Source organism: Azospirillum endophyticum (assembly GCF_016595245.1).
Lineage (GTDB): Bacteria > Pseudomonadota > Alphaproteobacteria > Azospirillales > Azospirillaceae > Azospirillum > Azospirillum endophyticum.
The window spans coordinates 1-13,350 of the sequence record NZ_JAENHM010000083.1; the positions used below are offsets into that span (position 1 = coordinate 1).

General features: G+C 66.5%; 11 protein-coding genes and 1 pseudogene. 4 read left to right on the plus strand and 8 right to left on the minus strand.

Features of this window, described 5'->3' with window-relative positions; genetic code table 11:
- Positions 1-119, minus strand: a pseudogene (locus JHL17_RS32705) (IS5/IS1182 family transposase); the annotation flags it as partial.
- Positions 120-708: 589 nt separating this feature from the next.
- Here JHL17_RS32705 and JHL17_RS32710 point away from each other — a divergent pair.
- The 3 genes from JHL17_RS32710 to JHL17_RS32720 all read left to right on the plus strand — a co-directional run bounded on the left by JHL17_RS32710 (position 709) and on the right by JHL17_RS32720 (position 5,214).
- Complete coding sequence (locus JHL17_RS32710) at positions 709-849, plus strand: hypothetical protein (RefSeq protein ID WP_200198842.1); 141 nt, start codon at positions 709-711, stop codon at positions 847-849.
- A gap of 451 nt (positions 850-1,300) precedes the next feature.
- On the plus strand, positions 1,301-3,301 hold the full coding sequence (locus tag JHL17_RS32715) for a MobA/MobL family protein (RefSeq protein WP_200198843.1): 2,001 nt from the start codon (positions 1,301-1,303) through the stop codon (positions 3,299-3,301).
- A gap of 515 nt (positions 3,302-3,816) precedes the next feature.
- Positions 3,817-5,214 carry a hypothetical protein gene (locus JHL17_RS32720; protein ID WP_200198844.1) on the plus strand — a complete coding sequence of 466 codons (1,398 nt, stop codon included), beginning with the start codon at positions 3,817-3,819 and terminating at the stop codon, positions 5,212-5,214.
- 857 nt (positions 5,215-6,071) lie between these two features.
- Here the strand turns inward: JHL17_RS32720 and JHL17_RS32725 are convergent.
- Both JHL17_RS32725 and JHL17_RS32730 read right to left on the minus strand, forming a co-directional pair.
- A complete protein-coding gene (locus JHL17_RS32725) occupies positions 6,072-7,376 on the minus strand; it encodes a type II toxin-antitoxin system HipA family toxin (RefSeq protein ID WP_200198845.1) in 1,305 nt (434 codons plus the stop codon).
- Complete coding sequence (locus JHL17_RS32730; protein ID WP_085557447.1) at positions 7,373-7,729, minus strand: helix-turn-helix domain-containing protein; 357 nt, start codon at positions 7,727-7,729, stop codon at positions 7,373-7,375. The genes JHL17_RS32725 and JHL17_RS32730 overlap by 4 nt, the downstream gene beginning before the upstream one ends.
- Positions 7,730-8,035: 306 nt before the next feature.
- Here JHL17_RS32730 and JHL17_RS32735 point away from each other — a divergent pair, with 306 nt between their 5' ends.
- Entirely contained in the window at positions 8,036-8,281 is a 246-nt protein-coding gene (locus tag JHL17_RS32735) for a hypothetical protein (protein WP_085557448.1), read from the plus strand.
- A gap of 256 nt (positions 8,282-8,537) precedes the next feature.
- On the opposite strand, the gene JHL17_RS32740 is transcribed toward JHL17_RS32735, so the two are convergent.
- The 5 genes from JHL17_RS32740 to JHL17_RS32760 all read right to left on the minus strand — a co-directional run bounded on the left by JHL17_RS32740 (position 8,538) and on the right by JHL17_RS32760 (position 12,236).
- A complete protein-coding gene (locus JHL17_RS32740; RefSeq protein ID WP_085557449.1) occupies positions 8,538-8,894 on the minus strand; it encodes a hypothetical protein in 357 nt (118 codons plus the stop codon).
- An 853-nt stretch (positions 8,895-9,747) separates the two neighbouring features.
- Entirely contained in the window at positions 9,748-10,410 is a 663-nt protein-coding gene (locus JHL17_RS32745; RefSeq protein ID WP_200198846.1) for a SprT-like domain-containing protein, read from the minus strand.
- 166 nt (positions 10,411-10,576) lie between these two features.
- Positions 10,577-11,005, minus strand: a complete 429-nt coding sequence (locus JHL17_RS32750; protein ID WP_200198847.1) for a hypothetical protein — start codon at positions 11,003-11,005, stop codon at positions 10,577-10,579.
- Between the two features lie 154 nt (positions 11,006-11,159).
- Positions 11,160-11,462, minus strand: coding sequence for a hypothetical protein (locus JHL17_RS32755; protein WP_200198848.1), 303 nt, complete (start codon positions 11,460-11,462; stop codon positions 11,160-11,162).
- 48 nt (positions 11,463-11,510) lie between these two features.
- Entirely contained in the window at positions 11,511-12,236 is a 726-nt protein-coding gene (locus tag JHL17_RS32760; protein ID WP_200198849.1) for a nucleotide-binding protein, read from the minus strand.
- Positions 12,237-13,350: the final 1,114 nt, after the last annotated feature.

A 13,350-nucleotide genomic window follows, 5' to 3' on the forward strand; every position in this document is an offset into this window, starting at 1 on the left:
ACCCAGATCGTCAGGTCACCCCGCCGGCGCAGCGCCGCATCGTAAGCTGACCAGTTCTCCACACGGTACCGGACCTTCGGGATCTTGTGGCGGCAGCTCTCGTTCATTTTGTATGGCATCGCAGGCTCGGCTTCAGCGGGGCCGCTTTCGCACACCACCGGCCCGGCCATTTTGCACCAACGTCATACGAGGGTAGACAGAAAAAGGGCGGCCCCGGTCTGCGCCTGGCCGCCCTGAAGTCTGGCGCTACAACGACCCCATCCCTCAGCGGAACGTGATCTCGCTGACGTATATGGTCCGCCTCAGCGGATCTTGGCCTGCAATCGGACTGCTATCTCAGCCTCCGTGCGTGTGTGCCGGGCTTGGCGCCGTTGCTCGACAAGGGGCCTGTCTTGCAGGATCCAATGCGCGGTGCCGAGGCTCGTGATCTCGCCCGTGGCGCCGCCGCAGGGGCAACCGTGCCAGCCGTGCCAGCTGGGCGCCGAGGCTTGGTGTTCGCCGCACGGGCAGATTGGCCACGGGGTGCCGTCCGGGGCGAACCGCACCGGGCGCGGAGTCGACACAAACAGCGGTTCGTCGGCCATTGCTCCCTCCTTGTGAGCGCTCCAGTATACAGCCCCCAACCATGGAGGACGACCGGTGATCGTGGCGGCGCAGTGCCTTGCTTGCAGAGCCGTAATCGTGTGCGAGCGTATACACGAGAGCCAGATGTGCTCTTGCCGAAACCGCGCCTTCGTCGACGCATCGATCGGCGGTCTGACCCGGATCGGCGCGCGCGACCGGGCGCTGATCCGCGAGCTGAGCGAGGGCGAGGCCCAGGCGTTGCAGGGACCGCTACACCAAGCCTGAGCAAGCGGCGCGGCGAAGCCGCGCAGGATGGTTGCTTCGGGGCTGCGGTGCAGCCCCCGGATGGTTGCATTGGAAGGGGCGGGGAGGGTGCTTGGGCCGTAGGGCCGGGAACCAGTTGGGCGTGGCAGGGCGCCAACGGCGCCAACCTGGGACGTGACTTCGGCCGAGCGGAGCGAGGCCGCGCGCCGTTCCGGCGCCGCTGGGGTATGGAGTTCGGGGGCGATGAGAGGGGCTGTGCCGAATTTCTTTCAGGTCGCACAGCTTTTCCGGGTGCACCCGTTGCGGGCTGAAGCTTCTGCGACCACGCTCCTGCTTAGCGTCGCACCGGGGATGAACCCCAGCGCACTTTGCGTTAAGCCCTCCGGCCGCAAGCGGCCTTTCGGGGCGTGACCGGCAGGCCGGTCACTCTTAACGCGGGAGCTCACGACGCATGAGCTCAGAGGATGATGCCGTGACCGCACCCTTCACCACCAGGATGCTGCACCTGACCGTCAACATCAAGGGGATCACGACGCACAAAGGCGCCATGCGGCAGCTCGACTACAACGTCGACGACGACAAGATGCACGACAGCGATCTGATCCACACCGGCCTCGACCTGCCAAAGGATGCACCCTCGGGCGACGTCATCAATACCACCAGCAAGGCTCTGTCGGCGTCCTTCGCCGATCAGAAGGCGTGGGAGCGGGCACATCGCGATGAGCAGAAGAAGCTCCTGGACAGCGGGCGCAAGTCGCTCACGGCGGAGCGCCGTGCCGCCATCGAGAAGCAGCTGAGGGAGTGGAAGGGATTCGTGACGAAGCGCCGTAGCGGAATCATCAAGGGCTTCATTCTGGCGCTGCCGCGTGACATCACCGATGACCAGCAGCGCGAGCTGATGAAGGGCTGGATGGAAAGCCTGACCCGCAACGGCGAACGCAGCCCGCGCGGGAAGAATCGCAAGCCGGTGGCGGTGTGCGCAATTCACCGAAACCGGGGCAGAAATCCCCATGCCCACGTCATTGTCATCAACGAGCTGGAGACGGAATACGAGGCGCGAAAGCGCGCGGAGGCCCGCAGCGACGGTGGCAAGCGGACGCGTGTGCGCCGGCAGTACGTCATCGACACCTTCGCCGACCGGTCCGGCAAGTTTGCGATCCGCCGGCATTGGCGCGACTATGTAAACCCGATGTTGGAGACGTGGGGCGCACCGGTCCGCCTGGAAGTCGAGTCCTTCGAAACGTTGGGGATCACCGACCGGGCGCCACAGCGCCACGTTGGAGCCAGCACCACTATCGCGGCTGAGAAGGGCAAACCGCACGACGCCAGCAAGGCCAAGCACAATCGCCAGGCCAAGCAGCTGGAGATGGCCGTTGCCGAACTCGATGCGCGCCAGCAGCATCTGGCTGAATGGGAGACCGACCTGCGGGGTCGCCAAGCCGAACAGGACCGCGACCGCGAGCGCGCCCTTGAGGCGGAGCAGGCAGCTATTGTCGCCGCCGGGGCCGCCGAACTCGCCGCAGGACGAGGTGACGAATGGCGCCGATGTGCCCTGGACGCCTTGAGGCGCGTTGCCGACGCTGAGATGGAGCGCGATGCGGTCACGGCCGAGCGGGAGATTGCCAGGAAGGAGCTTGAGGCCGAGCGGGCCGCCCAGGCAGCGGCCGCGCAACGCGCATCATCGCTCGAGGAGACGCTGACGGTGCTTTGCCGCGCGTACGGCTGCGAGCAGGACGAGCTGTGGGCGGTGATGGACAGCGGCGCCCGCGCGATCCGTGTTCAGCAAGCGGCTGAGGCCCGGGTAAGGGCCCGTATCGACAAGATCAACCGCGATCGCACCGAGGAAATGGCCGGCGTGATCCGCGTGCATGCCGGCGCCATGCGCGCCAAGGACGAGGAACTGACGAGGGCCCGGCGAGAGGCGCAACTGCGGATGGAGGAAGCCGACCGCCTGGAAACGCAGAACACGCTGCTGCGCCGTCAGGTGCAGACGCTCACCAGCGTGGTCGAACACGCCGTGCGTGTCCTGAGCATCTGGCTCAGCACGGTCAAAGAACGCGCGCAGAGCAAGTTGGCGGTGCTGATCGAGGCGGTGATGCCGCGCATGGCCGCCCTGACTGTGGAGAATCAGACCATCGAGATCTACCGTGTTGCCCCCGACGCGAAGAGCGCCCGCCTGGCGCTGCGCGAGTACCTGAAGGCCGACGCTGCCGACGACGATCATGCCGTGCGGCACGACCAGCGCGTACGCGCCGAGTTGGCCCGCGTGGCCATCAAGGACCAGCACCTGAACGCCAAGCAGATGGTCCTGCACGAGGATGCGACCACACTGCAGCGTCTGGCCGATGCGCTGTTCGAAAAGTCCCACCGCTATGGCGGTGACGTGCTGCGCAGTCTGCGCGGCGACCTCGCGCAACTCAAGACGGTGGCCGACAAGCACGTGCAACCGCAACCGACCGAGCGCGCGCGCTAACGTCGACAGGGACTGACTGATCCTGGCCGCCCATGGCGGTGGCAGAGAGGGCGAGACGACGAGGGCGCGTTTCCCGTGGACACCCGTATACGGCGGTACACTGTAACGGTAACGCTGTAATGTAATACATTACGGCGTTACACGTTCGGCGGCGCTTCCGAGGCGCCGGGACTGCACGCGCCCTAACACGCGCGGACGATGTTCCACTGCGCCACGCACTCAACCGACCCTCGCTCGGTCGCTAAGCGGCCAAATCCTCCGGCTTCTTCACGTCCGTGGCAGGGGGCATCCGATTGTCCCGAGCTGCTGGGCACAGGCTGGACGGTTGGCAGCGGACGAATGGCCAGCCGCTCGGTCGAGATTCGTTTCACGTCCCGTCGAAGCGGACAATATGAGCACAGCGGATGTCGTGACTCCCATGGACATCAGAAGCTGCTGACAGGGATGGCGGCGTCTGACTCGCGCTATGGTGGAACGGCGTAAACGAACGCTCACGTTGGGAGCCAAGCGTCCGCATGATGTCTCTTTCCATGATTCCGGATCGATCGGGGCGCATCGACTCGCCCGCGGCACATGGGATCGCGCTTCACGCCGGTGGCCGGGGGCGGGTCACCATTGCCACGCGTACGGTGGGCACCTGGCAGGAGCGGTCGATCCCCATCGCCGATCTCGGAGGTGCCGTGCAGGAGTTCGCCGGGCGCCCCGAAGTCTTCATCTCGCAAAACCGCTTCTGGGGTGTGCGCCGGGTGGTGGCTCAGCTTGCCGAGCTGAACGCGCTGTTCGTCGATCTCGACTACTACAAGGGCCGCTACGCCAACCTGAGCCCCGATCAGCTCCTCATCGCGACCCGTATGGCCCTGGACGACGAAAACATGCCGGCGCCTTCGTTGGCCGTATCCACCGGTCGCGGTCTCGCTCTGGTGTGGCGGCACACCGCCGCGCCGCGCGCCGCGCTGCCCCGCTGGCGAGCGTGCCAGAAGGTGCTCGGCGCAACGCTGGCGCCGTTTGGCGCCGACCCGGCGGCGACCGACGCCGCGCGCGTGCTGCGCCTGATCGGCACCATCAACGCCAAATCCGGCAGCCCGGTCGAGGCGATCACCGACTTCGGTGACACCTGGGATTTCGACACTTTGGCGGACGAGATCCTGCCCCTGCCGCGCGCCGAGCTGGTCGCACTGCGCGCCGAGCGGGCGAAGCGCCGGGCTGCCAAGGACGATCGTGTCAAGGCAGTGGCGCCGGCGAACTTTTCGATTGCGACGCTGTGGGAAGGGCGATTGACCGACTTGCAGAAACTCCGTGCCGGGCGCTGGCCGGACGGCATTCCGTCGGGATCACGTGACGAGTGGCTCTTTCTTGCGACGACCGCCATGTCCTACCTGGTGCCGCCCGCGGTGCTCCTCCGCGAAGCCGAGGCGCTGGCACACGAGGCGGCCGGTTGGTCAGAATCAGAGATGCGCTCCCGGATGGCGTCGGTGCTGGCACGGGCGGAACGTGCCTTCCGGGGCGAGAAGGTCAACTACCGGGGCCACGACGTCGACCAGCGATACGCCTTCCAGGACGCGACCATCATCAAACGGCTGAAGATCACCGAGTGGGAGATGATCGACCTCGACCTGCGCCACTTTGCCAGCCCCGAGATCAAGAGGACGCGCGACCGGCAGAGGAAGCAGCGTGACCGCCGCGCCGCGGGTGCCACCCCGCGTGCCGAGTACGAGGCGAACAGCCTGTCTCACGAGGAGCCGTGGAAGGTCGAGGGATGCAGCCGCGCGACGTGGTACCGGAGGCAAAGGAACAAGGCGCGAACGACAACAGGGACCGGTGAGACAGGTCCGTCCGGTTGTATGGTGGCCGTGCCTGTCCCTGCCTCGCCCCTGCCTGCAGGGGCGAGGCAGGGACAGGCCGCTGCCGCCTAGGAGAGCCGCATGGGCAAGGACGCGGCACCCGCCGGCAGCAGGGTGGACGGAGAGTGGACGTGAAGCCGCTGCGGCGGGGCTGCCCTGCGCTTCAGGATTGCCTGATGCTGACGTCGGCCCAGCCGTCGCTATGTGGCGGGGTTGCTCAAGGCCGACATGCCGACCAGCACTTAGTCACGGGGCGTACCCCACCCTCGGCCTTCAGCTGGCCGCGCGACAGGTGTCCGGGCTTGTCCACCAGCGCCCACCACAAGGCGGCTGTGCCGAGGCGTGCCGGCACGCGCATAGCGGTCGCCGCCCCCAATCCGATGCGTACGCGTCATCGTCCACCCCGTCAGCGCGGCGACCGCCTTGAGGGAGGAGGAGCCGACCATGGGCTCTGCGGGAGCGGCCTGGTCGTTGGCGGCCGTCCGCCGCAGGGCGCGGAGCCCCATCGCCGTGAAACGCGCCAGGGGCCAGGGCGTGTCGAGCTCTCGAATCGCACTAAAAGATTGATCGTCCACAGGAATCGCGGTGCGAACGCAATGCCTTCGCTTACCCCTGCGCAATGGGTGTCGGGGATGCCGGAGCCGTGCCGCCCCGGCTGGTCCAGGCCGCGTGCGATGGCAAGCCGGTGTGGACGGGCAGGGTAGAGCACCCCGCGGGCCGACTGACGATCTCCTCGGCCAGCCGTCGCGGGGACGCATGACCGGCCGGGCGGCTGACCGGCTGCCGGGGCCGGCGGATCAGAGATAGCCGGAGCGATCCGCCACGCTTCGGATCTGCGGCTGCACGGTACCCGCCCTCTAGGACGCTGAGCGTGGCGTGCTCACGTTTCTTTGGCACCGGCCGGCGTTCCCTCGGAGGCGCGGCAGTGATCAGGACGAACGGCTGGCACCAAACCCGGACAGGAAGACCTGACGATGTCCTTCCGCGAGCGCCACCGCCTCCCAGCGCCCGCGCAGCTTCTCGGCGTGGCTTTTCACGAGCGGGAGGTTGGGCAGCAAGGCGGGCCATTCGTCGGCCGCCCGTTCCACCGTGCGCTTCGCCTCGTCGGTCAGCAGGCGGGGATCCAGGCTGAGCAGCATGCCGGGCCTGCGGAAGGTCTCCAACGTCACGTCGGCCATCGTCTTGGCGCGCCCGAGGGGGATGGCCAGCGTGTCGTCCCCATCCAGGCAGAATGTCGGAACGATGTCGTACGCCGGGCTCAAGTGGGCCGTGCCTCCGTCAGGATAGATCAGGCTGGTGTTCTTGAGGTGCGCATCGCCGTTGCCAAGCAGCACGTTCACGGTGAAGCGGCGCACCGCTTCAAGCAGATCGCCGTTGGGGTCGGCGGCAAAGCGCTTGATACCGTTCCACAGTGTCTCCTCGTTTGCGATCGTGTACTTCTGATTGTCCACCGCCCCGAAGATTTGGGCGAAGTCCTCGATGTGGACGCGTGCGCCGGACGCGCGGTCGAACCGGGTCACCGCCAGGGCGTGCTCGCCGTGTTTGCGGTGCTCGGGACCGATTCCGCGCAGCTTGCCCAGCGGGATCAGTTCGCAGGCCGCGACTGTGACGCCAGCGGCCGCGGCGAGGCGCATTGCCGAGAATTCCAACTCGGGCAGGAACTCCAATCCGCGCTGCCGGCTTGGCAGTTTGGCGATGATGGAGCCGTACTGACCCTCGGCCGGCACCGTCAGCCCCTCACCCTCCTTGAGGACGGAGAGCTTCATCTGCACGCCGGCCAGACCGAAGCGGATCGGCGGCAGGTCGTCGGCGGTGTGGTCGGCCACCCTGGCGGGCGGGGCGTACCCCTCGTCCCGGACGACGACGGCACCAGGCAGATCGTGCCCGACGCGCTTCATGATGTCGAAGTCGGTGTGGATGCCCGGCCCCATCTGCCGTTCGACGGCGACCCGCAGGGCGCCTTCCGGCAGCACGTTCCGGAACCAGGCGGGCAAGAGACCCAGCAGGCCCGTCTTGTCGCGCGTGTCCGAGAGGCGTGCGACGGTCCGCTCCTCGTCACCCGGGAACCACCACGCTGCGCTGAGGATCGGACGTTCCGGCCCGAGGTCGATATATCCCTGGTCGACGACGAAGCGGACGCTCTGCTTGCTGTCGAGCAGCAGGCTCCCGACTCGCACCGAAGCCCTCGCCGCTGGCTCGAGGTAGACCCCCAACATTTCGGCCTTGCGGCTCATGGCTCATCCTCGTCGGACGCGATGAAGAGTTCCTCGAGCGCACTCGGGACGCGCTCGTCCGGCTTGGCCTCACGGTCGTTCAGGTCGAGCAGACGCTCGACCTCCGCCAAACGCTCGATCGGAACCGGGACGAGGACCGCCCGCAAGGCTTCCGTCAGCGCCAGGATCGTTGTGAGCTGGGGGTCACCGCGCCCTTCGACGGCAGCGACACGTGCCTGTGTGCGCCGCGTTCGTTCGGCAAGGGCTGCTTGTGAGAAACCGCGCAAGCGCCGCAACGAGCGCATACGCGCGCCAAACCGTTCACGTGCTTGCATCGCGATCACCCCGCTAAGCGAATAATCAGCCTCATCCATACCGTATACGGTATCAAATTCTGGTCGACAGCTATACGCTATATGATGTGGAGAATGCAAATCATACCTTAGAAGGTATCAAGTCGGATCGCGCTGTACGAGGCGGACACCGAACCGTGCAGCAAGCGTCCTCCTCCCGCGGAGGCAGGATGCTTGCCGAGAAGGACTGAGCTTCCACCACATGTTTCGCCGCCCGGGCGCCTTGTCCACCCTGCTCCCAGGAAATCTCTGCCGCATAGTTTGTGATCGACGGGCACAAGGTCCGACGCGTGTTGCCGGCTGGCGGCCCTGGCCCCCCGGACGGCCATGTGGGCTGCGGGGGCGTGGCCGGCTGCCGCGGCAAGTCAGACCCCGGCAGCCCAGGCGGGCGGCCTCCGCGCCGAGGTCCACTCCGCCATCATCCATCTGTTGCCCACCACGCTGATGCTGAAGGAGATCGACAACCTGCTCGCGTTCCTGGCGGAGGCCAAGCTGCAGCCAGTCACCGGCGTCTTCACCGGCAATGACCAGGAGGATCAGGACGGAGCCCTCGTTGTGACCTGCTCATCATGACGGTTGGTCGCGAGCGACGTCGATGCCCGGCACAAAGCCGCGGGGATGCCGACGGCCGGAGCTGGTGGCTTCAGTCCAGCCGCCGCCATGTGGTGGAATCGGTTAGCGCGGACACGCCAACCAGCACCTCTTCATACGGTGTGCCATCTTCTGCCCGCAGCCGCGGCGTGCGACGGGTGTCCGGGTTTGTCCACCAGAGAATCTGTGCCGGGGCGTACTGGCACGCGCGTAGCGGTCGCCGATCGCGATCCGATGCCTACGTGTCATCGTCCACCCCAGTTAGCGCGGCGACCTCCTCGAGGAGTCGTGCGTGGCTCTCCGGGGTGAAGGCCCGGCGGTCGGCGGCCATCCGCCGCAAGGCACGGAACCCTGCCGTTGTGAAACGGGCCACGGGCCAGTGCTTGTCGAAGTCGTCCAGCGCCACAAGGCCGCGGTCCAGCATGCTCTGAACGGCGGCCGGGACCTTCGGCTGCCCCTTGCGCTCGCCCGTCGACCACCGCCGCAGCAGGAACCCGTCATGAATGCTGCGAGCGCTGGACATGCGCTGCATGAACTCGCGCCGGATGAGGTCGCGTTCCTTGGCGCCGAAGTCAGGATCGTCGGAGGGGGACATGGCGGCTCCACGTTCACTTGGAACGCCGATGTACCGCATCAGCGGATACCGCGGCTAGGCGGATGATTGCGGGGCTATGTTGTCCGCCTGCGGACATGATCGAGCCACTCTGCGCCCGCACACCGCTGCACCGAGGACGAGGCCTCAGAGTAGGGGAAGCTGGACGCGCCCACCGTTGTCACTATGAGCCTTGGCGGCGCGCAGCGCGGCACCCTGAGCGCCCTCCATGGTGCGCGCCGTGCCGGAGGCGACGTGCTCGCCGGCCACGTTGATGAGCCACGCCCACACATCGGGCCCGCGCCACATCACCGTGAGATCGCAGCCATAGGCTCGTGTCACCGCGTGGCGTGTCATCCAGGTTGTCGTATTCGGCACGTTGGTGTTCCCGATGAATCCTGGGCTTCTTTACCACAGGATCAGGATGATCCGGGAGTGCCTGCCCGAGGCATGACCGGCCAGGAGATCTGCGGATACCGATCACTGCTGAACCGACACGGCTTTCCGACCTCCTGCGTCGGCCAACATACGATGGTCCGCCCGGCGGCGCTGTGTTTATGGGGAGAGTCGGCGACGAAAGTGATTTCAATGCCGTCCGCGTCGCACAGGAGGCTTGGTAAGCGGCGATCGGCATGTCCCGGTAGGATGGTGGTGGTTGCTCGGCGGACGCGACGATGCTGGTCTGCGGGCTCGTGCTTGTACACAGGGAGCACCGGTGCCCGCGGAGACGTCTCTGCCGCGAGGGCGAACCGAACTTTCCGGAACGCCGCCCCGGAATCCCTGCGGACGGGCTTGCAGGCAGACCGCAGCACCGTCTCGCCACGGCCGATAACACGGCCGCGCAGGAAGGTCCCGATCAGCCGGCGCCACGCGGTTGGACCAGCTCCACGCCGTCACCCTGCTGCGCCGCCACAGAAGCGAGGAGTTCCGCGCAGTCGCCGCAGATCACCCTGAGGCCCGGTTTCCCCCACACCTTCGTCCCACATCCGCAGGTATAGGCGACCTTATCCTTCTTCGCGGCGCCGGCCTTCCGGATGTCGGACTTCCAGGCGATGGCGATACCGTCCGCCAGCAGTTTGGCTGCTTCACGGTCGAAGGGGCCGTCCGTGACGATGATGTGCGTCATCCTCTGTCCTGTTTCCTTACCGCCCGGCGCGCCCGTGTCACTCGGGTGCAGGCCAACGGCCTTCATCTTGGCCGCCCATTCCATGTTGTGATAGCCGCCGCGCGAGCGCTTCCCGAACTCCTCTTGCCACACATGGACCATTTCATGGACCAAAGTGGAGAGGATCTCGGCCTGGTTGCGGTCGAACACATCCGGGTTCAAGGCGATCTCGTGCCGCCGCTCGCCAGATGCCGCCAGGCTCTCGAAGCGTTCGGGGGAAAAGTAGCCCTTAAAGCGCTTGCTGCGCTGGAAGGTGATGAGCACCTGGGGCAACGTTCCGCTGAACAGCGTCGCGTTGAAGTGGTCGAAGGCACGCTGGAGAGCGGCGTACTGCTCGGCGGTGACGGCGGTCATGCCTGATCTCGTTTGTATCGTACGCTACAGGGCCCGATTTGGCTGCCAAAGGCTGCCATGTACGGGGCCGGCTGAATCGTCTGGCGCCGGGGCCTTAGGGATCGAGGCGGGCTTGGGACGATCTGTGGGCGTTGCAGCCGCTGGAGTGCGGCTCCGCCGCGCCAGATCACCCGCTCTTGGTGCGGGGAAGCGCCGGCCGACGGACGACCACGCGCACGGAGTCGCCGTACAGGGCCGTGAACAGGCGGCGCAGAGCAGTCCCGATGCCGGCGCGCTCCGCGGCGGCCTGCACCGTCGCCAATCCGCCGGAGGCGGACGCGGCGAGCACCATCATGTCCGCACAAGCGCTCAAGTGGACGGCGTTGTAGTCAGCGAGCTGCACCGCATGGCGCTTGCGGCGGTTCGCGAAGAAATCTTCGACCTGCGCCCGCTCGTCGGCGGTCAGGCATGCCGACACCCGCGGCGGGAGCGTGGTCGCCGAAGCGGGCAAACGAGCGACCACGGTCTGCGCGCCGCGGCCCCTTTCCGGGCTGTAGACCGTGCGGATCAACTGGATCGTCTGGCGGCGCGGGCCGTTGCGAAGGCGGATCATCATGAGGGCATTCCGAAGGACGGTTAAGGTGCTGCTTCCATCACCATCTTGTCCGGCGTTGTGACCAGGCAAATCAGCTCGCGTCCGAACAGCGCCGGCGGGGACGCGCGGACGGGTTCGTGTGTTGCGATGCCGTTCAAGCCGAACTGAACCGGGGTCATCCGGGCTTGTCGAGCGTCTTCGGGACACCTCGGGCGGCAAGGGCCTCGTTGAGCAGGAGTTCGACAACCGTGTACTCGGGCAGGCTGATGTCGTCGGACACCAGCCCGATCCGATCCAGCAGACGTTGTGGCAGGCGGTACGAGCGGAGCACCTTGGGTGGGGTCTTCCGTTTCGGCTGCGAACGCTTTTTCGCCGGCGCGGCAGGGGGGCCATTTGCCCAGGCTTCGGCCGTTTTCACGTCCTCGTTCGGCTCGGTGATGGTTGGCACGGCCTTCGTAGTCGGCATCTTGATGCGCATGACCGGTTCCTCGCGTCTACGTGCGTTGACGATGGTTTACGGGCGTGGTCAGGCGCGGATCGTTGCTGACGCCCGAACACGCTCGAAGAGGGCTCCGGTCAGCGCCTCGAGATCCTCGATCGCACCGTTGTCCCGGGGCTTCGCCTCGACCACGCCCTTGCCGTCAGCCGCTGCCCGGAACCAGGCGGTGCGCTTGCGAATGGGGGTATCAAGAAACTCCACGCCATTGAGGTCGGCGAGCATCCGGGCGACGTCCCGGCTCTCGGCGCCACGGAGGTCCGCCATGCTCAGGACCGCGAAGGCCTGGAGGCGTTGGTTGTACGCCCTCGCCTGGGCGATCAGGTCAACCATCTGCTGCAGGGCCCAGACGTCGTAAGCGCGCGGGCCGAGCGGGATGAGCACGGCGTCCGAGATCAGGAGCGCGTGACGCAGGGTCGCCGTGTCGCGGCCGCCGGCGTCGATGATGGTCAGCGCGTGGTCGGCGGCGATGCGCCTAGCATGGACCTTCAGGGCGTCCGCGTTGAGGATCGACACGCAGGTGAAGAGCGGATCGCCGAGCGTCTCGGCGCGCATGTTGGCGAAGGTCGCGGCCGACTGCTGCGCATCGGTGTCGATGAGAGCGGTCTTTGCGAAGCGTCGGATCGCTGCCCAGACCGCGAGATTGGTGGCCAGCGTCGTTTTGCCGACACCGCCCTTGATGTTGCCGACCGTGATCGTGACGGGGGCGGGCAGGAACGTCGGATCGTGGAGTTTCAGAATGGGAAGCTGCGCCATTGCGTCCTCGCGCATTGCTTGGCTGAGCCCCCTCAGAGCAGAAGGATACCGTGTTCGATCGTCAGCGCAAGCGGTCGCTCACTGTCATGCGTATACGTTTGCTGACCGATGCTGCACGCCGATGCGGGGCTTGCGAGATCTGACGTCTCCCGACCCTATGGCGGCGGGCCGCCGAAGGCTGGTCAGACTCCACGAACACCTGCCGGGCCGGCCGGTGAGGGTGGAACGCCTGTGCTCGAGCGCCTCAGGACACAGCCGGGTAAGCGGAACGGTGATGGCAGCGTACGTTTTTGTGGCGAACACGAGAGAAACCCGGGATGTGGTCTCCGTTACCAACCGTCCGAACAACGTGTGGAAAGGAACCGGGCATTTCGGCTGGTCGTGGCCGGCGCGCAAGATTCCTGAGAAGGCTGCCTTGCCTCCACCGGCGCCTTGGGAAGATCGGCAAGGATGGCGGGCCAGGACGGCAGAATACCCTGCTCAGGCAATGGCTTGGCGCCGGAGCCCGGATCGGCGAAGACATCGGCAACATCTTGGCGCGGGTTGCGGGTTCCCGCTTTGCAAGCAATGGGTTAGCTGACGGGATGATCGGCAGAAGATGACCGTGATGGTGAGGACGGCCAAGCCGGATCGACCCTGCCGTTACCCTGAGATGCCCGGAGGACCGTTCAGGCTCACCACGTCACTCTGCCGGGCGCTGTGACGGACTCGCCAGAGCGTTATCGTTCTGGATCCGGAAATGGCAGGTCCATCTGCCGGCCACCATGGTGCCGTGCGCCGTCGGACGGCGCGGAGACGGCGTCCGGATCCACGTGGAATGTACGCTTGCACATGGAAGGCTCTGTTCGGCGGGAGGCCTCTGCGGCACGCCTGCTCGGCCGCGGCTTGATCGTCGGGAGGCTGCCGCGTTGAAGGGAGGTCAGAGCGGCGCGAAGCCTCTTGAGCGCGCGAAGCACCTCGGTTTCGGCACGGAGTGATGGCAAGTCCAGCATGGACGGGTCCTTGTTTCGGACGCTCTTTCTGAGAATAGCGTGCCGAGCGTATGGCGACGAGGGATCGTGTCCCCGGGCGTGGTGTAGGAGCCGGAGCGCTCATGTGGTCTCCGGCAGGTCTG

Excerpts from the sequence above, each read along its gene's own strand:
- JHL17_RS32750 (WP_200198847.1), bottom strand. The coding sequence starts at position 11,005 with ATGATGATCCGCCTTCGCAACGGCCCGCGCCGCCAGACGATCCAGTTG.
- JHL17_RS32720 (WP_200198844.1), top strand. The coding sequence starts at position 3,817 with ATGATGTCTCTTTCCATGATTCCGGATCGATCGGGGCGCATCGACTCG.
- JHL17_RS32725 (WP_200198845.1), bottom strand. The coding sequence starts at position 7,376 with ATGAGCCGCAAGGCCGAAATGTTGGGGGTCTACCTCGAGCCAGCGGCG.
- JHL17_RS32730 (WP_085557447.1), bottom strand. The coding sequence starts at position 7,729 with ATGGATGAGGCTGATTATTCGCTTAGCGGGGTGATCGCGATGCAAGCA.
- JHL17_RS32745 (WP_200198846.1), bottom strand. The coding sequence starts at position 10,410 with ATGACCGCCGTCACCGCCGAGCAGTACGCCGCTCTCCAGCGTGCCTTC.
- JHL17_RS32735 (WP_085557448.1), top strand. The coding sequence starts at position 8,036 with ATGTGGGCTGCGGGGGCGTGGCCGGCTGCCGCGGCAAGTCAGACCCCG.
- JHL17_RS32710 (WP_200198842.1), top strand. The coding sequence starts at position 709 with ATGTGCTCTTGCCGAAACCGCGCCTTCGTCGACGCATCGATCGGCGGT.
- JHL17_RS32740 (WP_085557449.1), bottom strand. The coding sequence starts at position 8,894 with ATGTCCCCCTCCGACGATCCTGACTTCGGCGCCAAGGAACGCGACCTC.
- JHL17_RS32755 (WP_200198848.1), bottom strand. The coding sequence starts at position 11,462 with ATGCGCATCAAGATGCCGACTACGAAGGCCGTGCCAACCATCACCGAG.
- JHL17_RS32760 (WP_200198849.1), bottom strand. The coding sequence starts at position 12,236 with ATGGCGCAGCTTCCCATTCTGAAACTCCACGATCCGACGTTCCTGCCC.